At 71.4% G+C, this 24,124-nt stretch carries 24 protein-coding genes; 14 read left to right on the forward strand and 10 right to left on the reverse strand.

Features of this window, described 5'->3' with window-relative positions:
• Positions 1-46: 46 nt before the first annotated feature.
• Genes ACFWU6_RS06525 through ACFWU6_RS06535 form a run of 3 tightly spaced genes read right to left on the reverse strand, consistent with a single transcriptional unit; the run spans position 47 to position 2,150 of the window.
• Positions 47-850: an AIM24 family protein gene (locus ACFWU6_RS06525; RefSeq protein ID WP_383979065.1), complete on the reverse strand. Its 804-nt coding sequence runs from the start codon at positions 848-850 to the stop codon at positions 47-49.
• 11 nt (positions 851-861) lie between these two features.
• The gene (locus ACFWU6_RS06530) at positions 862-1,512 is read right to left on the reverse strand and encodes an AIM24 family protein (RefSeq protein ID WP_383809474.1); all 651 of its coding nucleotides are present in this window, start codon (positions 1,510-1,512) and stop codon (positions 862-864) included.
• A complete protein-coding gene (locus ACFWU6_RS06535) occupies positions 1,512-2,150 on the reverse strand; it encodes an AIM24 family protein (RefSeq protein ID WP_383809472.1) in 639 nt (212 codons plus the stop codon). Before ACFWU6_RS06535 ends, ACFWU6_RS06530 begins: the two co-directional genes overlap by 1 nt.
• Before the next feature lie 162 nt (positions 2,151-2,312).
• Between ACFWU6_RS06535 and ACFWU6_RS06540 the strand changes: the two genes are divergently transcribed.
• The 7 genes from ACFWU6_RS06540 to ACFWU6_RS06570 all read left to right on the forward strand — a co-directional run bounded on the left by ACFWU6_RS06540 (position 2,313) and on the right by ACFWU6_RS06570 (position 7,060).
• Positions 2,313-2,657 carry a DUF3817 domain-containing protein gene (locus tag ACFWU6_RS06540; RefSeq protein WP_383809469.1) on the forward strand — a complete coding sequence of 115 codons (345 nt, stop codon included), beginning with the start codon at positions 2,313-2,315 and terminating at the stop codon, positions 2,655-2,657.
• On the forward strand, positions 2,654-2,950 hold the full coding sequence (locus ACFWU6_RS06545) for an MTH1187 family thiamine-binding protein (protein ID WP_383809466.1): 297 nt from the start codon (positions 2,654-2,656) through the stop codon (positions 2,948-2,950). Before ACFWU6_RS06540 ends, ACFWU6_RS06545 begins: the two co-directional genes overlap by 4 nt.
• A 277-nt stretch (positions 2,951-3,227) precedes the next feature.
• Positions 3,228-3,737, forward strand: a complete 510-nt coding sequence (locus tag ACFWU6_RS06550) for a MarR family winged helix-turn-helix transcriptional regulator (RefSeq protein ID WP_383809463.1) — start codon at positions 3,228-3,230, stop codon at positions 3,735-3,737.
• 111 nt (positions 3,738-3,848) lie between these two features.
• Positions 3,849-4,178 (forward strand): DUF3817 domain-containing protein, encoded by a 330-nt coding sequence (locus ACFWU6_RS06555; protein WP_383809460.1) that lies wholly within the window; start codon positions 3,849-3,851, stop codon positions 4,176-4,178.
• A gap of 75 nt (positions 4,179-4,253) precedes the next feature.
• Positions 4,254-5,954: a methylmalonyl-CoA mutase gene (locus tag ACFWU6_RS06560; protein WP_383978914.1), complete on the forward strand. Its 1,701-nt coding sequence runs from the start codon at positions 4,254-4,256 to the stop codon at positions 5,952-5,954.
• 171 nt (positions 5,955-6,125) lie between these two features.
• The gene (locus tag ACFWU6_RS06565; RefSeq protein WP_383978916.1) at positions 6,126-6,827 is read left to right on the forward strand and encodes an AAA family ATPase; all 702 of its coding nucleotides are present in this window, start codon (positions 6,126-6,128) and stop codon (positions 6,825-6,827) included.
• Between the two features lie 107 nt (positions 6,828-6,934).
• Positions 6,935-7,060, forward strand: a complete 126-nt coding sequence (locus tag ACFWU6_RS06570; RefSeq protein ID WP_383809452.1) for a hypothetical protein — start codon at positions 6,935-6,937, stop codon at positions 7,058-7,060.
• A gap of 34 nt (positions 7,061-7,094) precedes the next feature.
• Here the strand turns inward: ACFWU6_RS06570 and ACFWU6_RS06575 are convergent, their stop codons facing one another.
• Positions 7,095-7,745: a TetR/AcrR family transcriptional regulator gene (locus ACFWU6_RS06575; protein ID WP_383978919.1), complete on the reverse strand. Its 651-nt coding sequence runs from the start codon at positions 7,743-7,745 to the stop codon at positions 7,095-7,097.
• A 238-nt stretch (positions 7,746-7,983) separates the two neighbouring features.
• Between ACFWU6_RS06575 and ACFWU6_RS06580 the strand changes: the two genes are divergently transcribed.
• The 4 genes from ACFWU6_RS06580 to ACFWU6_RS06595 all read left to right on the forward strand — a co-directional run bounded on the left by ACFWU6_RS06580 (position 7,984) and on the right by ACFWU6_RS06595 (position 12,269).
• Positions 7,984-8,985, forward strand: coding sequence for a tetratricopeptide repeat protein (locus tag ACFWU6_RS06580; protein WP_383978922.1), 1,002 nt, complete (start codon positions 7,984-7,986; stop codon positions 8,983-8,985).
• A 628-nt stretch (positions 8,986-9,613) separates the two neighbouring features.
• The gene (locus tag ACFWU6_RS06585; protein WP_383978925.1) at positions 9,614-10,261 is read left to right on the forward strand and encodes a DUF6230 family protein; all 648 of its coding nucleotides are present in this window, start codon (positions 9,614-9,616) and stop codon (positions 10,259-10,261) included.
• A 102-nt stretch (positions 10,262-10,363) separates the two neighbouring features.
• Positions 10,364-10,924: a DUF6114 domain-containing protein gene (locus ACFWU6_RS06590; protein ID WP_383978928.1), complete on the forward strand. Its 561-nt coding sequence runs from the start codon at positions 10,364-10,366 to the stop codon at positions 10,922-10,924.
• A complete protein-coding gene (locus ACFWU6_RS06595; RefSeq protein WP_383978931.1) occupies positions 10,914-12,269 on the forward strand; it encodes a hypothetical protein in 1,356 nt (451 codons plus the stop codon). The genes ACFWU6_RS06590 and ACFWU6_RS06595 overlap by 11 nt, the downstream gene beginning before the upstream one ends.
• 109 nt (positions 12,270-12,378) lie before the next feature.
• Here the strand turns inward: ACFWU6_RS06595 and pyk are convergent, their stop codons facing one another.
• The 3 genes from pyk to pta all read right to left on the reverse strand — a co-directional run bounded on the left by pyk (position 12,379) and on the right by pta (position 17,210).
• Positions 12,379-13,809 carry a pyruvate kinase gene (gene pyk, locus ACFWU6_RS06600; protein WP_383809393.1) on the reverse strand — a complete coding sequence of 477 codons (1,431 nt, stop codon included), beginning with the start codon at positions 13,807-13,809 and terminating at the stop codon, positions 12,379-12,381.
• 62 nt (positions 13,810-13,871) lie between these two features.
• Positions 13,872-15,086 (reverse strand): acetate/propionate family kinase, encoded by a 1,215-nt coding sequence (locus ACFWU6_RS06605; protein ID WP_383809396.1) that lies wholly within the window; start codon positions 15,084-15,086, stop codon positions 13,872-13,874.
• A gap of 39 nt (positions 15,087-15,125) precedes the next feature.
• On the reverse strand, positions 15,126-17,210 hold the full coding sequence (gene pta / locus ACFWU6_RS06610; protein ID WP_383809399.1) for a phosphate acetyltransferase: 2,085 nt from the start codon (positions 17,208-17,210) through the stop codon (positions 15,126-15,128).
• A gap of 356 nt (positions 17,211-17,566) precedes the next feature.
• Between pta and ACFWU6_RS06615 the strand changes: the two genes are divergently transcribed.
• On the forward strand, positions 17,567-18,592 hold the full coding sequence (locus ACFWU6_RS06615) for an ATP-dependent 6-phosphofructokinase (protein ID WP_383809402.1): 1,026 nt from the start codon (positions 17,567-17,569) through the stop codon (positions 18,590-18,592).
• A gap of 14 nt (positions 18,593-18,606) precedes the next feature.
• On the opposite strand, the gene ACFWU6_RS06620 is transcribed toward ACFWU6_RS06615, so the two are convergent.
• On the reverse strand, positions 18,607-19,299 hold the full coding sequence (locus ACFWU6_RS06620) for a helix-turn-helix domain-containing protein (RefSeq protein WP_383809405.1): 693 nt from the start codon (positions 19,297-19,299) through the stop codon (positions 18,607-18,609).
• A 214-nt stretch (positions 19,300-19,513) separates the two neighbouring features.
• On the opposite strand from ACFWU6_RS06620, the gene ACFWU6_RS06625 reads away from it, so the two are divergent.
• Complete coding sequence (locus ACFWU6_RS06625) at positions 19,514-19,912, forward strand: MerR family transcriptional regulator (RefSeq protein ID WP_383978934.1); 399 nt, start codon at positions 19,514-19,516, stop codon at positions 19,910-19,912.
• A gap of 54 nt (positions 19,913-19,966) precedes the next feature.
• Positions 19,967-20,323, forward strand: coding sequence for a thioredoxin family protein (locus ACFWU6_RS06630; protein ID WP_383809410.1), 357 nt, complete (start codon positions 19,967-19,969; stop codon positions 20,321-20,323).
• Here ACFWU6_RS06630 and glgB read toward each other — a convergent pair.
• Together glgB and ACFWU6_RS06640 are read right to left on the reverse strand one after the other, a co-directional pair.
• On the reverse strand, positions 20,313-22,601 hold the full coding sequence (glgB, locus tag ACFWU6_RS06635; RefSeq protein ID WP_383978937.1) for a 1,4-alpha-glucan branching enzyme: 2,289 nt from the start codon (positions 22,599-22,601) through the stop codon (positions 20,313-20,315). The genes ACFWU6_RS06630 and glgB overlap by 11 nt on opposite strands.
• Entirely contained in the window at positions 22,598-24,043 is a 1,446-nt protein-coding gene (locus ACFWU6_RS06640) for a maltokinase (RefSeq protein WP_383809415.1), read from the reverse strand. The genes glgB and ACFWU6_RS06640 overlap by 4 nt, the downstream gene beginning before the upstream one ends.
• Between the last annotated feature and the right edge of the window lie 81 nt (positions 24,044-24,124).

The raw sequence follows: 24,124 nt of genomic DNA on the forward strand, positions 1-24,124 counted from the left end.
CTAAAATGTTGAATTGCGTACAAAGGTCGGGGGAGGGCGGGGCGGATCACAGACCGAGGCGGCGCTGGAGATCACCCAGCTGTCCCGGCATCCGCGGCACGCCCGCCTGCCCGACCGGGCCCTGGCCCGCGCCCGGGACGCCGTGTGCGTTGCCCGTGGCCGCCCCGGCGCCGACCGTGCCGACCGCCTGCTCGGCCATCAGCATCTCGGACGACTGGAGCAGCACCGTGCCGGCCCCAACGAACTCGAACTGGTGCTCCTCGCCCGAGGTGCCCCCGATCCCGGTCAGCGAGCGGAGTCCGCCCATCACGCCCGACATGTAGGCGTGGTCGTAGTGGTGGCAGGGGGAGGGGCAGTCCGCCCAGCCCACCAGGGCCTGCGGGTCCACGCGCAGCGGGGGCTCCATGAACACCACCGGCCCGTTCGACGCCGCCACGAACTTGCCGGTCCCGATCAGCGTCAGGAAGCCCGGGACGATCGACTGCTTGAGGGCGAGGGAGGGCTGGTACGCGAGCAGGTTGCCCGACCGGATCGTCAGGTTCCCGTTCTCCAGGTCGTACGAGTTCACATCGAAGGCCCGGTCCGCCAGCAGCATCTTGCCCTGGCCCTCGGCCACCACCCAGTCGGCCGCGTGCAGCGGCGAGTGGAAGCTGGTGCGCAGGAGCCGGTCGAAGCGGCCGTTGCCGATGCCGTTGAACTCGATGCTCCCGTAGTACGAGATCATCTTCCCCTTCTGCAGGAACCACTGGCTCCCCTTGAGCTCCACGCAGAAGGTGTACGCGTTCACGTTGTCGTCGGAGGGCAGGGTGTACGGGTCGAAGACCGTCGGCCCGCCGGGTCCGCCCGTCACGGGGCCAAAGTTCACAGCTTCTCCTCCGAGGCCTGTACGTACACCGCGCCCTGGCCGGACAGCTCCAGCTGGAACGCCTCGCCCGAGCCGCGTCCCACCATGTCGCGCCAGCCCAGCGCGGTCGACAGCTTGTTGCGCACGTCGCCGTGGTGGGCGACGTACGCCTGCGGGTCCACGTGGACCGGGCGCTGCGGCGTGATCGGCAGCTCGATGACCCCGCCGTGGGCCATCACGGCGACCGCCCCGTGCCCCTTGAGGGTCGTGGTGAAGAGGCCCTGGCCGGTCACCTGGCCGCGCACCATGCCCATGACCCCGCCCTGCGAGCCCATGAACATCGTGCCCTGCTGGAGGGTGCCGTCGAAGGCGAGCAGCCGGTCGGCCTCGACGTGGAGCGTCTCGCCCGACAGGTTGATCACCTGGATGTGGTGGCCGCCGTGGCCGAACATCACCGTGCCGCTGCCCTCGACCGTCATCAGCGGGGTCTGCTCGTTCGCCACCCGGCGCCCGATCATGCCCATCACCCCGCCCTGGCCGCCGGTCACGCTCGGCGTGAAGGAGACCTCGCCGCGGTAGGCGAGCATGGCGCCGCGCTGGCTGTAGAGCCTCTGCCCGGGCACGACCTGGGCCTCGACCATCTTCGAGTTGATCTCGCGGAACGGCATCAGACGTCGCCCCCGACGGTGTTGCGTTCGCTGGGCTGCACGTAGACCAGGCCCTCGCCCTCGAAGCGGATCTGGAACGCCTCGCCGGATCCCTCGCCGATCAGGGTGCGGAAGTTCACACCGGACTGGAAGGACTGCTGGAGGTTCCCGGTGTGCGCGATGTACGCCCCGGGGTCGACGGAGAGCGGGTACTGGGCGCTGACGCGGAGCACCACCGCCGGGCCGTCGGACATGATCGCCGCCTGGCCCGAGCCCTCGACGGTCGTGGTGAACAGGCCGTTGCCCGAGGTCGCACCGCGCAGGCCGGTGAAGGTCGTGCCGGTCCGCAGGCCCGCGTCGGTGCACAGCAGGTTGCTGGATTCGACGTAGAGCTTCTCGCCGCGCAGATTGACCAGATTGATCTCACTCGCGCGGTCGGCGAAGAAGCAGGTGCCGTGCCCCTGCACTTCCATCACGGTCATCTGCTCGCCGGTCAGCCGCCGGGCCACCATCCCGCGGAGGCCTTCGCCGCCGCCTGTCATCTTCTTGAAGGCCACTTGGCCGTCGTACGCGACCATGGAGCCGTTCTTCGCTTTGACGGCGTCCCCGGTCAGGTCGACGGCGAGCACCTTGCTGCCTTGGAGTCGGAACTGAGCCACGGGATGACGTTATCGGCAGCGGCCGTGCCCGAGAAGGGCCTGGTGGCCGATATACGCCACACTGCGGTCTTGGTACCGTCCGCCGCCGGGCACCCGGGTCAAGATCCCGCAAAGCGGCTGAGACACTGGGACGGACCCTGGCCTCCACCCCGAAGGTTCCACGTGGACATCAAGACCGCCTCCGCCCTGCACCGGCTGCGCCTCATCTCCGTACCGGAGGCGCTGTCGTTCCCGGCCCTGCTGATCTTCGGCTCGCTCCTGAAGCGGACGACGGACATCGACTACCTGATGCCGCCGCTCGGAGCCCTCCACGGAATCCTGTTCGTCATCTACGTGCTCTTCCTGCTGGACGTGTGGAACAAGGCGAAGTGGCCGCTGAAGAAGGTCGCGCTGTTCTTCGTCCTCGCGGTGATCCCCTTCGGCGGGCTCTACGGGGACAAGATCCTCAAGCGCGACGAGGCGGACAGCGTGCTGGCGGCCCGTGCGCGCGAGGCGGCCGGCGCATGATCGTCGCCTTCTCGGTGACCCCGCTCGGGGTGGGCGAGGAAGTCGGCGCGTACGTGGCCGACGCGGTCCGCGTGGTGCGCGAATCGGGGCTGCCCAACCGCACCGACGCCATGTTCACCACCGTCGAGGGCGAGTGGGACCAGGTGATGGACGTGGTCAGGCGCGCGGTGGCAGCCGTGGAGGCGCGGGCGCCGCGGGTCTCCTTCATCCTCAAGGCCGACATCCGTCCCGGCGTCAGCGACGGCATGACCTCGAAGGTCGAGACGGTGGAGCGCCACCTCGCCGAGGGCTGACCGGCCGCCCCGATCCACCCCGGCGCGCGCCCCGACCGTCCGGGGCGCCCCGACCCGTCCCCGGCGCGCGACCCGCACGCCCGAAGCGCCCCCGCGCCACCCGGCCGGGGGCCTGCCGCCCACCGTCCGCGGGCCGCGGGGCCTGCCGCTCACCGCCCGAACGCGTTCGCGGATCGCCGCCCCGCCCGCAACCCCCGTGCCCTGGCACCGGAGGGGGAACCGGCCGAAGCGTGAGACGGGGCCCGCCGTCAAATGACCGCCCGGTAGGGTCTGGTCCGTGCCCAAGCCGCTCAGCCTTCCCTTCGATCCCATCGCCCGCGCCGACGAGCTCTGGCAGCAGCGCTGGGGGCCGGTGCCCTCGATGGCGGCCATCACCTCGATCATGCGGGCGCACCAGATCCTGCTCGGCGAGGTGGACGCGGTGGTCAAGCCGTACGGACTGACCTTCGCCCGGTACGAGGCGCTCGTGCTGCTCACCTTCTCCAAGGCCGGCGAGCTGCCGATGTCGAAGATCGGCGAGCGCCTGATGGTCCACCCCACGTCGGTGACGAACACGGTGGACCGGCTGGTGAGGTCCGGGCTGGTCGACAAGCGGCCCAACCCGAACGACGGCCGCGGCACCCTCGCCTCCATCACCGACAAGGGCCGCGAGGTCGTCGAGGCCGCGACCAGGGACCTGATGGGGATCGACTTCGGACTCGGCGCCTACGACGCCGAGGAGTGCGCGGAGATCTTCGCCCTGCTCCGCCCCCTGCGGGTGGCCGCCGCCGACTTCGACGAGCGCTAGCGGACCAGCCGGCCTGGGACCCAGGGCTGCCGCCCCAGCCCCCGCCCCAGCCCCCGCCCCGGACCCGGCCCCGGTCAAGATCGCGCAAAGCGGACGGTTAGGCTCGACCGCATGAAACGCAGTGTGCTGACCCGCTACCGGGTGATGGCTTTCGCGACCGCCGTGATGCTGCTGGTGCTCTGCACCTGCATGGTCTTCAAGTACGGCTTCGACAAGGGCGCCGATCTGACCTTCGTGGTGTCCCAGGCCCACGGCGTGCTCTTCATGATCTACCTGGTCTTCGCCTTCGACCTGAGCTCCAAGGCCAAGTGGTCCTTCGGCAAGATGCTCTGGATCATGGTCAGCGGCACCATCCCCTTCGCCGCCTTCTTCGTCGAGCGCACGGTCCGTGCCGAGGTCGAGCCGCTGGTCGCGGGCGACCGGGCCACCGCCGCGGCCTGATCGCAACCACCCCCGGGCGACTCTCCGGGGGTTTGCCATCGACATTTACTAGGACGTCCTAGTAAATTCATGGGTATGGACGCTGACGCCATCGAGGAGGGCCGCCGCCGCTGGCAGGCCCGTTACGACAAGGCCCGCAAGCGCGAGGCCGATTTCACCACGCTCTCCGGCGATGAGGTCGATCCGGTCTACGGGCCCCGGCCCGGCGACGCGTACGAGGGATTCGAGCGCATCGGGTGGCCGGGTGAGTACCCGTACACCCGCGGGCTGCACGCCACCGGCTACCGGGGGCGGACCTGGACCATCCGGCAGTTCGCCGGCTTCGGGAACGCCCAGCAGACCAACGAGCGCTACAAGATGATCCTGGCCGCGGGCGGCGGCGGACTCTCCGTCGCCTTCGACATGCCCACCCTCATGGGGCGGGACTCCGACGACCCCCGCGCCCTCGGCGAGGTGGGGCACTGCGGGGTCGCCATCGACTCCGCCGCCGACATGGAGGTCCTGTTCAAGGACATCCCGCTCGGGGACGTCACCACCTCCATGACCATCTCCGGGCCGGCCGTGCCCGCCTTCTGCATGTACCTGGTCGCCGCCGAGCGGCAGGGCGTGGACCCCTCCGTCCTCAACGGCACGCTCCAGACCGACATCTTCAAGGAGTACATCGCCCAGAAGGAGTGGCTCTTCGAGCCCGAGCCGCACCTGCGCCTCATCGGCGACCTCATGGAGTACTGCGCCCGGGGCATCCCGGACTACAAGCCGCTGTCCGTCTCCGGCTACCACATCCGCGAGGCCGGGGCCACGGCCGCGCAGGAGCTCGCCTACACCCTCGCCGACGGCTTCGGGTACGTGGAGCTCGGGCTCTCCCGCGGCCTGGACGTGGACCACTTCGCCTCCGGGCTCTCCTTCTTCTTCGACGCGCACCTCGACTTCTTCGAGGAGATCGCCAAGTTCCGCGCGGCCCGCCGGATTTGGGCGCGCTGGATGAAGGAGGTCTACGGGGCCAAGAGCGAGAAGTCCATGTGGCTGCGCTTCCACACGCAGACCGCCGGTGTCTCGCTCACCGCGCAGCAGCCCTACAACAACGTCGTGCGCACCGCCGTGGAGGCCCTCTCGGCCGTCCTGGGCGGCACCAACTCCCTGCACACCAACGCGCTCGACGAGACCCTCGCCCTGCCGAGCGAGCAGGCGGCCGAGATCGCCCTGCGCACCCAGCAGGTGCTGATGGAGGAGACCGGGATCGCCAACGTGGCCGACCCCCTGGGCGGTTCCTGGTACGTGGAGCAGCTCACCGACCGCATCGAGGCCGACGCCGAGAAGATCTTCGACCAGATCAAGGAGCGCGGACTGCGCGCCCACCCCGACGGGCAGCACCCCATCGGACCCATCACCTCGGGCATCCTGCGGGGCATCGAGGACGGCTGGTTCACCGGCGAGATCGCCGAGTCGGCCTTCCAGTACCAGCGGGCACTGGAGAAGGGCGACAAGCGGGTCGTCGGCGTCAACGTCCACCACGGCTCGGTCACCGGGGACCTGGAGATCCTGCGGGTCAGCCACGAGGTGGAGACCGTCCAGGTGCGGGAGCTGGCCGCGCGCAAGGAGCGGCGCGACGACGCGGGGGTGACGGCCGCGCTGGACGCGATGCTGGCCGCCGCCCGGGACGGGTCGAACATGATCCCGGCCATGCTGGACGCCGTACGGGCCGAGGCCACCCTCGGCGAGATCTGCAACGTGCTGCGCGAGGAGTGGGGCGTCTACACCGAGCCGCCCGGCTTCTGACCCCCGGCTTCCGGCCCCCGGCTTCCGGCCCCCGGCTTCCGACCCCGCGCCGGCCCCTCCGGGCCGCGCACCACGGCCGGTCGCGGCGCCCGCACCAGGGCGCGGCGGCCGGCCGTCGTCCCGCCTGCCCGACGGTCCGTCGACCGGCCGTCCCAGGGGGCAGCCCTTAGGGTGACAGGGCAGGCGCGACGCCAGAGGAGCAGAGCAGAGGATGATCACCCAGATTCGGATCGACGGCTTCAAGTCGTTCCGCGACTTCACCCTCGACGTGCCGCCGACGCTCGTCATGCTGGGGTGCGGGACATTCGCCCGCTGCACGACCGGCGCCGGGACGAGTACGACTTCGAAGTCGAGTTCAGCAATACCGGCTGGATCAGCCCGCCCGCCCTCTCCGACGGGACCCTGCGGATGATCGCGCTGCTCGCCGCCGCCTCGGACCCGCTCTGGCCCGGCGGCATGAGCGTGGAGGAGATCGAGAACGGGATGCACCCCGGGCATGTCGCCGATCTCGTCCGCAGGCTCAGGCGGGGTACGGGGGTGACTCCGGGCGCCTCCAGCCCGTACCGGCAGCTGATCGCCACCACGCACTCCCCTGCCCTCCTGGCGGCCCTGCGCGACGACCTCTCCGGCAGCCTCGTCTTCATGGAGCAGGCCGACCGTGTGGATCCGCACGAGAAGACCGTTGCCCGCACGACGGTCGCCCGGCCGCTCCGGGCCTACGATCCGGAGCGGAACCCGGGGGAGACGGTCTCGCCGGAGCATGTGGAGCGGCTGCTGAGGAACCCCTTCCATACCTGTTTGGGGGTGAGCTGGTCCTTGCCGCCCTTCATCGCCACCCGGCCTTCCAACTCCGCGGGTGCGGCGTACGGGTAGCCCTTGAGGACCTCGTTCCCGACGAGGCGCCGCAGCGCGTCGCGGTCGGCCAGCATCCAGGACTCGGTCATCAGGACCGGGACCAGGGGGACGGCGACGGCCGCGAGGTGCTGAGCGACGGTGCGGAGCTGCTCGTCCTGCACACGGACCTCGACGTCCTGGAGCAGCTGCCCTCGTACCGGCAGTGGTGCGAGGACACCGTACGGGCCCTGCGGACCCTGCACTTCCTCTAGGTGTTGTCCGTGCCGGTGCGCGGCCGGCTGCCGGTCAGGCCTCGGCGGCGCCCAGGAGGCCGTGCATCAGCAGGGCCGTGAAGGTCGCGACCCAGAGTTCGTCCACCGGCTCGGAGCTCACCAGTGCGCGGTGCACCACCGTGCCCGCGATCACGTCGAAGATCAGGTCCGTGGTGCTGTCCGTGACGGACCCGTCCTCCTCGCGGGGGAGTTCGCCGCGGGCCTGGGCCCGTTCGCGCCCCAGCACGACGAGGCGTTTCTGCCGGTCCACGATGGCCGACCGGATCCGGTCGCGCAGGGCCCCGTCGCGGGTGGACTCCGCGACCACGGCCATCAGGGCCGTACGGGCCTCCGGCCGCCGCAGCAGCTCGGCGAACTGCAGGACCACGTACTCGATGTCGGCTTCCAGGGAGCCCCGGTCGGGCAGTTCGAGCGCGTCGAAGAGCTCCGCCACCGCGTCCACGACCAGTTCGTTCTTCCCGGCCCAGCGCCGGTACAGGGTGGTCTTGGCGACACCGGCCCGGGCCGAGACGTCGCCCATCGTCAGCTTCGACCAGCCCAGCTCGACCAGCGCGTCCCGTGTCGCGGCGAGGATGGCGGCATCCGCGGCGGCGCTGCGGGGACGCCCGGTGCGGCCGTGCGTCGGGCCGGAACCGGTGCCGGCGCCGGGGCTGGGATTGCGCATGGCCGAGACCATACCCGTGAGTAGCCAAGCGGCCGGGTCCCCCGGAGGTGTGGTTCAGATCACGGGGCACGGGGGGTCGGGAAGGAGTTACGCTACGGCTCGTAGCGTAAGAGCGACAACCACGCGAAGAGCTACTGGCGCCCGGTGGGGACCCGGCGCCGCCCGCACGGTACCGCGGGGATCCACGAATTCACGCGATCTTTTTCGTCGGCGCGCGCACACGGGGGAGGATGTACGCATGCAGCCCAGAAACATGTCCATGAGCGGCGTCGTCGACCTCGCCGCGGTGAAGGCGGCCGGCGAGGCCAAGGCCAAGGCCGAGCAGGCCCGCGCCGAATCCGCGCGGCAGGCCGGCCAAGGCGGCGCCACGGGCCCGTCCGCCGGCGCCCTGCCGCCGTCCGCCCTCGTCATCGACGTCGACGAGGCCGGTTTCGAACGCGACGTCATCCAGCTCTCCGCCGAGGTCCCGGTCGTCCTGGACTTCTGGGCCGAGTGGTGCGAGCCGTGCAAGCAGCTCAGCCCGCTCCTGGAGCGGCTGACCCTGGAGGCGAACGGCCGCCTGGTACTGGCCAAGGTCGACGTCGACGCCAACCAGATGCTGATGCAGCAGTTCGGCATCCAGGGCATTCCGGCCGTCTTCGCGGTGGTCGCGGGCCAGGCGCTGCCCCTGTTCCAGGGCGCGGCCCCCGAGCAGCAGATCCGCGAGACCCTCGCCCAGCTGGTCCAGGTCGCCGAGGAGCGCTTCGGCATCATCGGCGTCGAGGTGGACCCGAACGCCGCGGGCGCGCCCCCGGTGGCCGTCTCCGACGAGGTGCCGGCCGGTCCGTACGACGCCCTGCTGGAGGCGGCCGTCGTCGCGCTCGACGCGGGCGACCTGGGCGGTGCGGTGCAGGCGTACAAGAACGTGCTCTCCGACGACCCGGGCAACAGCGAGGCCAAGCTGGGCCTGGCCCAGGCGGAACTGCTCGTCCGCGTCCAGGACATGAACCCGCAGGCGGTGCGCTCCGCGGCGGCCGAGAACCCGCGCGACCCGGCGGCGCAGATCGCCGCGGCCGACCTCGACCTGGTCGGCGGACACGTGGAGGACGCCTTCGGGCGCCTGGTGGACACCGTGCGGGTGACGTTCGGTGAGGACCGGGACGCCGTGCGGCTGCGGCTGCTGGAGCTGTTCGAGGTCATCGGCGCGGACGACCCCCGGGTGTCCGCGGCCCGCACGGCGCTGGCCCGGGTGCTCTTCTAGAGCGGCCCCGGCGCGGGCTCCCGTGCCTGCTCCGGGACCGGCCCGGGTGGTCGCCCGGGCGCCGGTGCTCCACCGGCGATTGTTGACACGTAGATAAACAGCGGCCGCGCTTTGCCAAAACTTGGCAATCGCGGCCGCTGTTACTCGCAGTAAATCGAACCCCGTGTTCTGTCCGGAGTGTTCCTACATCCGCCGGTCTGTCGTGGCCATGGGTAACACCCTGTGTTGCTGCCCGACGGCGGCGGGTCGCATGCAGGTTATCTGGCCGTTACCCGCCAGTAACGAACCCCCTTGTGCCCCGGCCGGGAATGGACCACGATCGGCGACGCTCGGTCCTTCCCGCAGAGCCGCTCATCCGGAGCCGCGGTGCAGGGTCCCCACCGAGCCGGCCGGTGGCAGTGGCACCGTCCGTGGGACAGGGGGGTCCCTGCCGTACGGCAGGGCCTGTCCCCCAGGTTGCGCGAACGCGTGGCCCAGTGGTTGTCGCTCGGGGGTGATCGCCGGTGCATCGGACGTGGCTCAGCCGCGGCCCGGCCGCCTGCGCTCCTTCCCGAGGACGTAGCACTTCTCCCATCCCAGGACGGGTACGGCCCGGACCGGAGATGTACGTCCGAGAAGGAGGAACAAAATGAGTTCTCAGGTTCGTGGTGGTACCAGATGGAAGCGCTTCGCGCTCGTCATGGTGCCGAGCATCGCGGCAACGGCAGCGGTCGGCGTGGGTCTGGCGCAGGGCGCCCTCGCGGCGTCCTTCAGCGTCTCCGGCCAGGACTTCAAGGTCTCGGCCGACTCACTCGTCGGTGAAGACCTGATCCAGTACGGCAGCCTTTCCAAGGGCAAAGAGCTGCACACCGGCAAGGACGTCTACCACCCGGTCACGATCTCGGGCTTCAGCAAGGCCACCATCACCAACATGTGCCAGTCGCTGGTGACGCCGACTCCGCTCGGCAACATCACCTTGCAGCTGCGCACGGGCAACAAGTGCGAAGCGGCCGTCGCCAAGAACATCTACCTCGACGTCGCCGAACTGGACGCGGACGCCGAGTTCACGGACCTCGACATCGGTGTCGCGGTCAACGACGGCAGTCACACCACCAAGCCGAAGCCCGGCACGGTGGCCGACGGCGCGATGTTCTCGCAGCGCGCCAAGACCGCGAAGCTGACCAACGTGAAGCAGAAGGCCTGGGCGACGACGGCGGGAACCTTCACGCTGCCGGACCTCAAGCTGCGTCTGCTCGGCGGCGACAAGCCGTGCTACGAGGACTCCGAGGTCAAGTAGTCGGGCCCCGGCGCGTGACCGGGAGGGCGGGCGGCTGCCGTCGCCGGCCCTCCCGGGCGCCACACAGTTTTCCGTACCACCGTTTCCAGGGAGCTGTTGTCCATGAACGCCGAGGCCCCGGTTCGCTCCGAAGGCGACCACTGGCTCACCGTGGTCCGCCACCGCTTCCGCGACTGGAGGGGAAACCGCCCCTTCTGGGCCGGACTCCTCATCGTCTTCGGGGGCTTCCCGATCGCGTACTTCCCTTACGCGGACCTCCGGTTGGGCAACGTCACCCTCGCCATGGCGACCACCGCCGGGGCGGGTTCGCTGATCATCGGCGTCCTGCTGATGACGCTCGGCGTCACCCTCTGGTTCCAGCAGAACATGCGGGTCTTCGCCGGGGTCGCCTCGATCCTGCTGGCCCTGGTGTCCCTGCCGGTCTCCAACCTCGGCGGCTTCTTCATCGGCTTCCTCTTCTCCCTGCTGGGCGGCGCCCTCGCGCTCGCCTGGGTCCCCGGTCAGCCGGTGGAGGAGGACCCGGTGGTCGAACAGCCCGTCTCCCTGGGCAAGGCGGAGGCGATGGCGGGTCCCCAGGACATTCCGGGCCCCCGCGAGACGGAAACGGCACACGCGAGCGAGACGACTGCCCACGCCGATGGCGGGAGGAACAGTGCGGGGTGACGAGACGCAGCGGGGTGTGGCCCCAGGCGCAGAGTCCCGTGAGAGCAAGGGGCCGCGCCACGCGGCACCCAGGAAGTCGCTGCTGAACAAGCTCCAGATACCCGTCGGCAAGACGATGGCGCTGGCGGCCATGCCGACGGCCGTGTTCGTCGGGATGGGCATGGCGCCGAAGCTGGCCGTGGCCGACGACAAGGAGATCCCCTTCGCTCCCGGGCCGTGCGTGACGCGGTCCGACGAGCCCGCGGAGTCGGCTTCCCCGACCCCCTCGAAGACGCCTTCGCCGAGTACGTCGCCGACCGCGACTCCCTCGCCCTCCGCGTCCGGGAAGCAGAAGCCCGAGCCGGGCGCGAGTCCGAGCACGAGCCCGAGCCCCTCGGCGACGGCCGCCAAACCGGCCGGACCCACGACCGCCCCGAAGCAGTCGGCGCCTGCCGCACCGGCCACCACGCCGTCGGCGACCAGGACCCCGAACCCGCTGGACCCGCTGGGTGTCGGAGACAAGATCGACGAACTCTTCGACGAGCTCGGCAAGCCCCTCAGGGACGCGCAGGAGAAGGCGGCGGCGACCCCGGCGCCCGCACCCACGCCGAGCACGGCCAAGACCCCGGACCCGGCCGCGGACGCGATCCGCGAAGCGGCCAAGAAGGCGGGCGCCTCCGTCGAAGAGCTGTCCGACGAGGTCAAGGACACCGCGAAGACCCCGAAGGACGAGACGGGCAAGGCAACCGGCGCGAACAAGGCCGGCCAGGACAAGGCCGACAAGGCCGACGAGGACGGGAAGACGGAGGACGAGGGCAAGGCCTCGACGTCCCCCTCTCCCTCGGCCTCGGCGACCAAGGATCCGGACGGGAAGGAACCCTTCCCCTGCCCGACCTACGACGCCAAGGCCCTGGCCGACGCCAAGCTGGAGCCGGGCATCCCGCTCCTGCCCGACCAGCCCTGGTACCTCGACAGCTCCCTGCTGACCCTCTACGGCCTGGACTACCACGGCATCGTCGAGGTGAAGACGGCGAGCGGCAAGATCAAGAAGGTCCTGAAGTTCACGGCGGACTCGCTGGACATCAAGGACCTGTACCAGACGGTCGGCAAGGAGGGGAACGTCGCCCACCTGAAGTCCCGCTCCGGTTCCACGTCCAAGATCCGCGGCGGCACGGTGACGATGTACACCGAGAGCCTCAAGGGGAACCTGTTCGGGCTGATCCCGATCGAGTTCACCCCGAACAGCCCGCCGCCGCTGAACGTCCCGTTCGCGTTCTTCACGGACGTCAAGGTCGTCCAGGCCGGCCAGTTCGGCGGCACGCTCACCGTGCCGGGCCTCAAGAACTACATCGGCCCGCCGGAGTAGTCCTGAGCGGTCCCCGTGCGGACCGGAACGCGCCGAGGGCGGCACCCCGACCGGTCGGGGTGCCGCCCTCGGCCGCCGTGCGGCGGAGTCCGGTCGGTGCGAGCGGGGATCAGGCGCCCGCGTCGCCGCCCAGGTGGTGGACCCGGACCATGTTGGTCGTGCCCGGGACGCCGGGGGGCGAGCCGGCCGTGATGATCATCGTGTCGCCCTTGCCGTAGCGCCCGAGCTTGAGCAGCTCGGCGTCCACGAGGTCGACCATCGCGTCGGTGTTGTCCACGTGCGGGACGACGTACGAGTCGACGCCCCAGCTCAGCGTGAGCTGGTTGCGGGTGCCCTGGTCGGTGGTGAAGGCCAGGATCGGCTGGGTCGCGCGGTAGCGCGAGAGCCGGCGGGCGGTGTCGCCGGACTGGGTGAAGGCGACCAGGGACTTCGCATCGAGGAAGTCCGCGATCTCGCACGCGGCGCGGGCGACGGCGCCGCCCTGCGTACGGGGCTTCTTGCCGGGGACCAGCGGCTGCAGGCCCTTGGAGAGGAGCTCCTCCTCGGCCGCCGTGACGATCTTCGACATCGTCTTGACGGTCTCGATCGGGTACGCGCCCACGGAGGACTCGGCGGACAGCATGACCGCGTCCGCACCGTCGAGGATCGCGTTCGCGACGTCGGACGCCTCGGCGCGCGTCGGACGGGAGTTGGTGATCATCGACTCCATCATCTGGGTCGCGACGATCACCGGCTTGGCGTTGCGGCGGCACATCTCGATGAGCCGCTTCTGGACCATCGGGACCTTTTCGAGCGGGTACTCGACGGCCAGGTCGCCGCGGGCCACCATGACCGCGTCGAAGGCGTGGACCACGGCCTCCATGTTGGCGACGGCCTGCGGCTTCTCGACCTTGGCGATGACGGGGACCCGGCGGCCCTCCTCGTCCATCACCTTGTGGACGTCCTTGACGTCGTCGGCGTCGCGGACGAAGGACAGGGCGACCATGTCGCAGCCCATCCGCAGGGCGAAGCGGAGGTCGTCGACGTCCTTCTCCGACAGCGCGGGGACGTTCACGGCGGCGCCCGGCAGGTTGATGCCCTTGTGGTCCGAGATGACACCGCCCTCGATGACGATGGTCTTGACCCGCGAGCCGTCGACCTCCGTCACGCGGAGCTCGACGTTGCCGTCGTTGATCAGGATCTGGTCGCCCTTGGAGACGTCCCCCGGCAGGCCCTTGTAGGTGGTGCCGCAGACGGACTTGTCACCCGGGACGTCCTCGGTGGTGATGGTGAACTCGTCACCGCGCACCAGCTCGACGGGGCCCTCGGCGAAGGTCTCCAGACGGATCTTCGGGCCCTGGAGGTCGGCGAGGACGCCCACGGCGCGGCCGGTGTCCTCGGACACCTTCCGGACGCGGTCGTACCGCTCCTGGTGCTCTGCCTGGGTCCCGTGGCTGAAGTTGAACCGGGCCACGTTCATACCTGCCTCGATGAGCAGCTTCAGCTGGTCATACGAGTCGACGGCGGGGCCCAGCGTGCAGACGATTTTGGAACGGCGCATGAAGCAGATCCTATCGGTTTGTTTCGTAGCGGAATATTCCGTCTGGTGGAAAGTCCAAGTGACTACCGGGTAACCAGCGCGTACGCCTGGGTGGCGATCTCCAGTTCCTCATCCGTCGGAACCACGGCGACCGCCACCCGGGCGTACTCCGCCGAGACCAGCCGCGGCTCGGGAGAGCGCGCGGCATTGGCCTCGAGGTCCAGCGCCAGGCCCAGCTCGGCCAGGCCGTCCACCGCAGCTTCGCGGACCTGGTGGGCGTTCTCGCCGACCCCGGCCGTGAACGCCACCGCGTCCACCCGCCCGAGCACCGCCGAATAGGCCCCGATGTACTTCTTCAGCCGGTGGACGTAGGCCGCGAAGGCGAGGCCCGCCGCCTCGTCGCCCTCGCCCGCCCGTCGCAGCACCTCGCGCATGTCGTTGTCCCCGCACATGCCCAGCAGACCGCTCTTCTTGTTCAGGAGCGAATCGATCTCATCCACCGAGAGGCCGCCCACCCTGGCCAGGTGGAAGACGACCGCCGGGTCGAGGTCGCCCGAGCGGGTCCCCATGACCAGACCCTCCAGCGGCGTCAGGCCCATCGAGGTCTCCACGCACACCCCGCCCCGCACGGCCGACGCGGAGGCGCCGTTGCCCAGGTGCAGCACGATCACGTTGACCTCCTCCGGGGCCTTGCCGAGCAGCCCGGCCGTGGCCCGCGAGACGTACGCGTGGGACGTCCCGTGGAAGCCGTAGCGCCGGACGGCGTACTTCTCGGCGGTCGCGGCGTCGATCGCGTACCGCGCCGCGTACTCCGGCATCGTCGAGTGGAAGGCCGTGTCGAAGACGGCGACCTGCGCGATGTCCGGGCGCAGCTCGCGCGCCACCTCGATGCCCGTCACGTTCGCCGGGTTGTGCAGCGGGGCCAGCGGGATCAGGTTCCGGATCTCCGCCAGCACCGCCTCGTCGATGACGGTGGGCCGGGTGAACTTCGTCCCGCCGTGCACCACCCGGTGCCCCACGGCGGCCAGTTCGGGGGAGTCCAGGCCCAGCCCGTCCGCGGCCAGCTCCTCGGCCACGGCCCGCAGCGCGGCCCCGTGGTCGGCGATCGGGCCGGGCCGCTCGCGCCTGCCGCCCGCGGCGCCGGGTCCGGCCAGCGGTTCGTGGACGAGACGGGAGGTCTCCTCGCCGATCCGCTCCACCAGGCCGGCGGCGAGGCGGGACCGGTCTGCCATGTCGAGGAGCTGGTACTTGACCGACGAGGAGCCGGAGTTCAGGACGAGTACGCGCGTTGCGGTCACGGTGGGGGGTCTCTCCTTGTCGCGGAAGGGGTCGGGAGGTCAGGCGGTGGGCGCCGGCGCACCCTGCGCCTGGATCGCGGTGATGGCCACGGTGGTGACGATGTCCTGCACGAGCGCGCCGCGCGAGAGGTCGTTGACCGGCTTGCGCAGGCCCTGCAGCACCGGGCCGACCGCGACGGCGCCGGCCGAGCGCTGCACGGCCTTGTACGTGTTGTTGCCCGTGTTGAGGTCGGGGAAGATCAGCACCGTCGCACGGCCGGCCACGTCGGACCCGGGCAGCTTGGTCGCCGCGACCGAGGGCTCCACGGCCGCGTCGTACTGGATCGGCCCCTCGACGGCCAGGTCGGGGCGCTGCGCGCGGACGAGCTCGGTGGCCTTGCGGACCTTGTCCACGTCGGCGCCCGAGCCGGAGGTGCCGGTCGAGTACGAGAGCATCGCGATCCGCGCCTCGACTCCGAAGGCGGCGGCCGTGGCGGCCGACTGTACGGCGATGTCCGCGAGCTGTTCGGCGCCCGGGTCCGGGTTGACCGCGCAGTCGCCGTACACGAGGACCTTGTCGGCCAGGCACATGAAGAAGACCGAGGAGACGATGGACGCCTCCGGCTTCGTCTTGATGATCTCGAAGGCCGGGCGGATGGTCGCGGCGGTGGAGTGCACCGCCCCCGAGACCATGCCGTCGGCGAGTCCCTCCTGCACCATCAGGGTGCCGAAGTAGTTCACGTCGGTGACCACGTCGCCGGCCAGCTCGACCGTCATGCCCTTGTGGGCGCGGACCGCGGCGTAGTACTCGGCGAACCGTTCCCGCAGCGGGGAGGACGCCGGGTCGATGAGCTGCGCGGCGGAGATGTCGAGGCCGAGGTCGCCGGCCTTCTTCAGGATCGCCTGCTCGTCGCCCAGCAGGGTCAGGTCGCAGACCCCGCGGCGCAGCACCACGTCCGCGGCCCGCAGCACGCGCTCCTCGGTGCCCTCGGGGAGGACCACGCGCCGGCGCTCGGAGCGGGCCCGCTCCAGCAGTTCGTGCTCGAACATCATCGGCGTGACGCGCTCCGAGCGGGCCACCGACAGCAGGTCGCGCAGCTCGCCGGTGTCGACGTGCCGCTCGAAGAGGCCGAGCGCGGTCTCCAGCTTGCGCGGGGTCGCCGAGTTCAACCGGCTCTGGAGCGAGAAGAGTTCGGCCGCCGTCGGGAAGCTGTTCCCGGCGACCGAGACGACCGGGGTGCCCGGGGCCAGCTTGGCGGCGAGGGTGAGGATGTCCTTGCCCGGGCGCTCGTTCAGGGTCAGCAGCACTCCGGCGATCGGCGGGGTGCCGGAGGCGTGGGCGGCCAGCGCGCCGATGACCAGGTCGGCGCGGTCCCCAGGGGTGACGACCAGGCAGCCGGGCGTCAGCGCGTTCAGGAAGTTCGGCAGCATGGCGCCGCCGAAGACGAAGTCCACCGCGTCGCGGGCCAGCCCGGCCTCGTCGCCGAGGAGGACCTCGCCGCCGAGAGCCCGGGTGATCTGGGCGACGGTCGGGGCCGACAGCGACTTGTCGTCGGGCAGGACGTAGCACGGCACGGGGAGCCGGGCGGCCAGGCGCTCCGCCACGCCCTCGCGGTCCTCGGGGGCCACCCGGTTGACGATCATCGCGACGACGTGGCAGCCCAGGCTCTCGTACGCCCGGTAGGCGTTGCGGGTCTCCGCGCGGACGGCCTCGGCGGGGTGCTTGGTGCCGCCCACGACGGGGACGACCACCGCGCCCAGCTCATTGGCGAGGCGGGCGTTCAGCGCGAGCTCGTCGGGCAGGTTCGTGTCGGCGTAGTCCGTGCCGAGGACCAGCATGACCTCGTAGTCCCGCGCCACCCGGTGGTAGCGGTCCACCAGCCGGGAGACCAGCTCGTCGGTCCCCCTCTCGGCCAGGACCGCCGACGCCTCCTGGTACTCCATGCCGTAGGCCGTCGAGGCGTCCTGGTCGATCCGGTACCGCGCCTTGAGCAGCTCGAAGAGCCGGTCGGGTGCGTCGTGGAGCAGCGGGCGGTACACGCCGACCCGGCCCGTCTGCCGGGTGAGGAGCTCCATGACCCCCAGCTCCACGACCTGGCGGCCGTCGCCCCGCTCGATACCGGTCACGTACACGCTGCGCGTCACGCGTGCTCTCCGTCCGTGGATGGTTCCGGCTGTTCCAGCCGGCTCGTCTGGTTCTCGTCTGGATGTGGATGCGGGCGTCGCCCCCACCGCGGCGGCGGGCGGATCTCCGAGCCGATTGACCCGGTTGACATGGGGTTGCCCCCTTGACAATACCTCTGCGGATGGATAGGACGCCCGCCGGGAAAAGGGCCTGTCCGGGCAGGTCGAAAGGCCCCCGGGGCGGTGCGGCGCACAACGCGCGCCACCCCCGGACCGTGGAACAATCGGACAGGAATCACCCGCGGGCCCTTCATCTGTACCGCCGCCCGCCCGCACGCGTACGGCCGCGTACGACCAGGAGCAGGAGACACAGCACGATGCGTATCGGAGTTCTCACCGCAGGCGGCGACTGCCCGGGCCTCAACGCCGTCATCCGGTCGGTCGTCCACCGTGCCGTGGTCGGGCACGGGGACGAGGTCATCGGTTTCGAGGACGGGTTCAAGGGCCTCCTCGACGGAAGCTTCCGCCCCCTCGACATCAATGCCGTCAGCGGCATCCTCGCCCGCGGCGGCACCATCCTGGGCTCGGCCCGCATGGAGCGGGCGCGCCTCCACGAAGCGGCGGAGAACGCCGGTGAACTGGCCAGGCGCTACGGCATCGACGCCCTCATCCCGATCGGCGGCGAAGGCACCCTGACCGCCTCCCGGATGCTGTCCGACGCCGGGATGCCGGTCGTCGGGGTGCCCAAGACCATCGACAACGACATCTCCTCCACCGACCGCACCTTCGGCTTCGACACGGCCGTGATGGTCGCCACCGAGGCCATCGACCGCCTCAAGACCACCGCAGAGTCCCACCAGCGGGTCATGGTCGTCGAGGTCATGGGCCGCCACGCCGGCTGGATCGCCCTGGAGTCCGGCATGGCCGGCGGCGCCCACGGGATCTGCCTGCCCGAGCGCCCCTTCGAGGTCGAGGCCCTGGTCAAAATGGTCGAGGAACGCTTCGCCCGCGGCAAGAAGTTCGCCGTCGTCTGCATCGCCGAGGGCGCGCACCCGGCCGAGGGTTCGATGCCGTACGAGAAGGGCGCCATCGACCAGTACGGCCACGAGCGCTTCGCCGGCATCGGCAACCGCCTCGCCGTCGAGCTGGAGCGGCGCCTGGGCAAGGAGGCCCGCCCGGTCATCCTCGGCCACGTCCAGCGCGGCGGCACCCCCACCGCCTACGACCGCGTCCTCGCGACCCGCTTCGGCTGGCACGCCGTCGAGGCCGTGCACCGCGGCGACTTCGGCAACATGACCGCCCTGCGCGGCACCGAGATCGTGATGGCGCCGCTGGCCGAGGCCGTCACCGCGCTGAAGACCGTCCCCGAGGACCGGATGTACGAGGCCGAGTCCGTCTTCTAGCGCCGCGGTGAGTCCTACGCCGCACCCACGGCGAGGGTCCAGAACCGGTCGACGATCCCGGCCAGGAACTCCCGGCCCGCGTCGCCGCGCCCGGCTGCGCCCTCGCCGCCGCCCCAGCTCAGGGTCGCCACCATGCGCGACTGGTACTCCCCGTGCAGCTGCTCCAGTACCCGTTCGAGGTGGGGCTTGGGGATCGGCAGCAGCTTGGACAGCGGTTTCGTGTACGCCTGCCAGCGCGTGGTGACCGCGCTGCGCAGGACCTCGGCGAGCTCCTCCTCCTTGCCGGTCGCCGTCACGAACTGGGCCAGGGTCAGCCCCAGCAGCAGGGCGAGCGCGGCGGACTGCCGCTCGTTGCCCCGCCAGCGGCCGGTGTCCTCCATCTTCTGGTAGGCGTTCGGCTCCAAGCCGACGCGCCGGGCCACATCCTCCGCGGCCAGCCCCCTCGCGACCCGGTGTTCCCGCAGGGTGACCGGCTCGGCCAGCAGCTCCCCCGGGGAACACCACAGGACACCCGCGAGCGCCGTCAGCTCGACGGAGGTGGGTGAGATCTCGCCACGCTCCCAGGCCATCACGGTCTCGGGTGTGACGAGCAGTCCGTACTGGGCGCGCAGGCCGTAGGCAACGTGGCCGGGCGCCATGCCCAGGGCCGCGCGGAGACGACGCGCGGCGGGGGCATTGAATGGTGGGCTGGAGTGCACACGGCACACCGTAGAAGTGGCCAGGCCATGGCGACTACAGACCAAACAAACAAGCCCATAACTCGTAGGAACGTCCTATGAACTTAGGGGCATTCGCCGGGTTTCCGAGCGACTGTCCGGTAATCGGTGCAGCATAAGATCCACTCCCACCACAAGGTTCCAGCCAACGCCCTCCGGCGCAACCCCTTGCCTTCACGTCGGCGTCAAGGAATACGGTCGCGCCATGCGCATCGGCGAACTGGCGGAGCGGGCCGGGACCAGCACCCGGACCCTGCGGTACTACGAGTCGCGGGGACTGCTGCCCGCCCGGCGGTCGGACAACGGCTACCGCACCTACGACGAGGACGACCTGCGGCTGCTGCGCCAGATCCGCACCCTCCAGGACGTCGGCTTCGAGCTGGAGGAGACCCGGCCGTTCGTCGACTGCCTGCGGGCCGGACACCCCGCCGGGGACTCCTGTCCCGCCTCGCTGGAGGTCTACCGCCGCAAGCTCGCCGAGCTGGACGGCCTGCTCGGCGAGCTGTCCGGCGTACGGGACCAGGTGGCCCGCCAGCTGGCCGCCGCCGAGCGGGCGACCGCCGGGGAGGAGCCGCCGGCCCCGCGCTGCCAGATGACCGGGTGACCGGACGGCCGGACGGCCGGACGGCCGGACGACGACAGGAAAGAGGAACGGGACATGAAGGCCCACGGAGTGGACCAGGTGACCGACGCGGACTTCGAGACCGCGGTGCTCGGCGAGCGCGGCAGGCCGGTCCTGGTGGAGTTCACGGCGGACTGGTGCGGCCCCTGCCGCCAGCTCGCCCCCGTGCTCTCCGCGATCGCCGCGCAGGAGGCGGACCGGCTCAAGGTCGTACAGGTCGACGCGGACAGCAGCCCCGGCGCCGTCAGCCGGTACGGGGTGCTCTCGATGCCGACCCTGATCGTCTTCCGCGACGGCGAGCCCGTACGGCAGATGGTCGGGGCCCGGGCCAAGCGGCGCCTCCTGCAGGAACTGGAGGAGCACCTGGCCGGGGCCCCGGCCCCTACGGCCTGAACCAGAGGGTGGCCAGCGGCGGCAGGGTCAGCCGCAGGCTGGCCCCCCGCCCCTGGGCCGGCACGGGCTCCGGGCGCAGCGGCGCGGTGTGGTGGACGCCGCTGCCCCCGTAGGTCTCCAGGTCGGTGTTGAGGACCTCCCGCCACAGCGGGACCTCCTCCGGCACCCCGATCCGGTAACCGTGCCGGACCACCGGGGAGAAGTTCGACACCGCCAGCAGCTGCGAGCCGTCCTGCGCGTACCGCAGGAATGCGAAGACGTTGTCGTCCGCCGCGTCGGCCTCCACCCAGGCGAAGCCCTCCGGGACGCTGTCGCGCTCCCACAGGGCGGGCGCCGCCGCGTACGTGCGGTTCAGGTCGCCCACCAGGCGGCGCACCCCCTGGTGGTCGCCGGCCGCCGGGTAGGAGCTGTCCAGCAGCCACCAGTCCGGCCCGTACGCCTCCGACCACTCCGAGCCCTGCGCGAACTCCTGCCCCATGAAGAGCAGCTGCTTGCCCGGGTGGGCCCACATGAACCCGAGGTAGGCCCGGTGCGCGGCACGCTTCTGCCACCAGTCCCCGCCCGGCATCTTCGACACCAGCGAGGACTTGCCGTGCACCACCTCGTCGTGCGAGATCGGCAGCACGTAGTTCTCGCTGAACGCGTAGACCATCGCGAAGGTCATGTCGTTGTGGTGGTACTTGCGGTGCACCGGCTCCTTCGACATGTAGCGCAGGGTGTCGTTCATCCAGCCCATGTTCCACTTCAGCCCGAAGCCCAGCCCGCCCGCGTCGGTGGGCCGCGTCACGCCCTCCCAGGCCGTCGACTCCTCCGCGATCGTCACCACGCCCGGGCAGCGCCGGTACACCGTCGCGTTCATCTCCTGGAGCAGCGCCACCGCGTCCAGGTTCTCCCGGCCGCCGTGCTCGTTGGGAGACCACTCGCCCTCCTCGCGCGAGTAGTCCAGGTAGAGCATCGAGGCCACCGCGTCCACGCGGAGCCCGTCCACGTGGAACTGCTCGCACCAGTACACGGCGTTGGCGACGAGGAAGTTGCGGACCTCCTTGCGGCCGTAGTCGAACTCCAGCGTCCCCCAGTCCGGGTGCGCGGCGCGCCGCGGGTCCTGGTGCTCGTACAGCGGCCTGCCGTCGAACTGGGCCAGCGCCCACTCGTCGCGCGGGAAGTGCGCGGGCACCCAGTCGACGATGACCCCGATCCCGGCCTGGTGCAGCGCGTCCACCAGGAGGCGGAAGTCGTCCGGCGGGCCCATCCGCGAGGTCGGCGCGTAGAAGCCCGTCACCTGGTAGCCCCACGAGCCGCCGAAGGGGTGCTCGGCCACCGGCATCAGCTCCACGTGCGTGAAGCCGAGCTCCTTGACGTACGCCGGCAGCTGCTCCGCGAGCTGGCGGTACGAGAGCCCCGGCCGCCAGGAGGCCAGGTGCACCTCGTACACCGAGAAGGGGGCCTGGTGCGGCGGACGGGCGCCGCGCTGCGCCATCCACTGCGCGTCGTGCCACTCGTACCGCGAGGTGGTCACCACCGAGGCGGTGGCCGGGGGGACCTCCGCGGCCCGGGCCATCGGGTCGGCGCGCACGGTGTGGCTGCCGTCCGGGCGCGTGATGTCGTACTTGTACAGCGCCCCCGGGCCCACGCCCGGCAGGAACAGCTCCCACACGCCGCTCGAACCGAGCGAGCGCATCGGGTACGCGACCGAGTCCCAGTAGGAGAAGTCCCCCGACACCCGCACCCCCTGGGCGTTCGGCGCCCACACGGTGAAGCGGGTGCCGTCCACCCCCTGGTGCTGCATCGGCTCGGAGCCCAGCGCCGTCCACAGCTGCTCGTGGCGGCCCTCGCCGATCAGGTGGAGGTCCAGCTCGCCCAGGGCCGGCAGGAACCGGTACGGGTCGTGCACCTCGATCTCGTCGCTGTCGTAGGCCACCAGCAGGCGGTAGTCCGGCACCTCGGAGAGCGGCAGCAGTCCGGAGAACAGCCCGTCCCCGTCGTCGTGCAGCTCGGCCCGCAGCCCCTTGGCGACGACGGTGACCGTCTTCGCGTACGGGCGCAGCACCCGGAAGGACACCCCGCCCCGCTGGGCGCGGGCGCCCAGCACGCCGTGCGGGTCGTGGTGGCGGCCCTCCAGCAGCCGGGCCCGCTCCTCACCTCCCAGCGGAGGGGCCGGCCGGGCCCCGTGCGCGGGGGCGCCGCGCCGGGCGCGGGGGGTGCGGGGCTTCCTCGCGGCCGCGGCGGGGACCCCGGCTTCGTCGCGGACGGTCGGTGACGGCTGTCGTGCGGCGCTCACGCGAGCGGCCTCCTCGGGGGCTTCTGATGGGAGTGCGGGGAGATGGGGCCCGGTACGGGCGGTGCCGGCGGCATGCGGTGGGCGGGCCGGACGGGCTCCGACAGCCGTCGGATCGCGGCCATCGGGACGTGCAGCCAGTCGGGGCGGTGGCGGAACTCGTAACGGGCCTCGTACACCGCCTTGTCGGTCTCGTACGCCCGCAGCAGCACCGGGTCCTCGCGCGGGTCCCGGCCGGTCGTGCGGGCGTAGCCCTCGCAGAAGGCCGCCCGGCAGTCGTCCGCCCAGGCGGGGGCGAACGGCCGGTGCGAGCGGGCGGCGTAGTCGAAGGAGCGCAGTATGCCGGCGATGTCGCGCACCGCCGGTTCGGGTCGGCGCCGGTCGGCCAGCGGCCGGGCCGGCTCGCCCTCGAAGTCGATCAACGACCAGGAGCCGTCGAGGGTGCGCAGGGTCTGGCCCAGGTGGAGGTCCCCGTGGATGCGCTGGGCGGACACCCCCGCCCCGCGGGAGGCGGCCAGCGCGTCGAAGGCGCCCCGCAGCCCCGCCTCGAAGGGCCGCAGCGCCGGTACCTCCCGGGCGGTCGCGGCGAGCCGCGCCGTCATCCCGGCGGCCAGCCGCGCGGTCTGCTCCGGCCCGAGCGCGACGGTCGGCAGCGCCGCGGCGAGGGCGCTGTGCACCTCGGCGGTGGCCCGGCCCAGGGCGTGCGCCTCGGCGGTGAAGTCGGCCCCGGCGCCCAGTCTGCGCAGGGCGAGCTGCCAGCCGTCGTGGGAGCCGCGCAGGTACGGCTGGAGCACGCCCAGGGTCAGCGGCTCGCTGCCGGGCAGCTCGGCCTCGTACCAGGCGACGGGCGCCGGGACGCGGGCGCACCCGGCGGCGGCCAGCGCCCTGGGCAGCTCCAGGTCGGGATTGACCCCGGGGCCGACCCGGCGGAAGACCTTCAGGATGTACGAATCCCCGTACACGAGCGAGGAGTTGGTCTGCTCGCCGGCCAGCGGGCGAGGTGCCAGGCCGGCCGGGATCGGCGCCTGCGGGTCCCGGTCGAAGCGCAGCGGACCGAGGGTGCCGGGGGCGCGCAATCGTTCCAGCAGCATCGCGGCGAGCCGGGGGTCGCCCAGTGCCTCGTACACCGCCTTGCCCGCATAGGGCCCTTCCTCGGCGTGGCCGATCAGCGCGGGCGCCAGGGCGCCCGGCAGGGACGGCCTGACACCGAGCAGGAGTTGGTAGCAGTCCCCGTCGACGTCGAGGAGCAGGTGCAGCAGTCCGGGCGTGGAGCCCGGTGGCAGCAGCTCGGCCGCCGAGACGGTCCTGAGCCTGGTGATGGTGCGCCCCTTGCCCGCGAACCAGCGCTGAGCGGGCAGCCAGGCCCGCAGCATCGGTTCCAGCGGAGCGAGCCCCGCGGCCCTATCGGCCGTCAGCCGGCTTCGGGCGGATGCAGCCTCCGACATGGCGTCGCGTCCTTTCCCCGGGCCGTCACAGAATGCGCAGAGTGTCCCGGATGTGCGTCAGTTGCTTCTCCGGTATGTGCG

The organism is Streptomyces sp. NPDC058674, assembly GCF_042716505.1.
Lineage (GTDB): Bacteria > Actinomycetota > Actinomycetes > Streptomycetales > Streptomycetaceae > Streptomyces.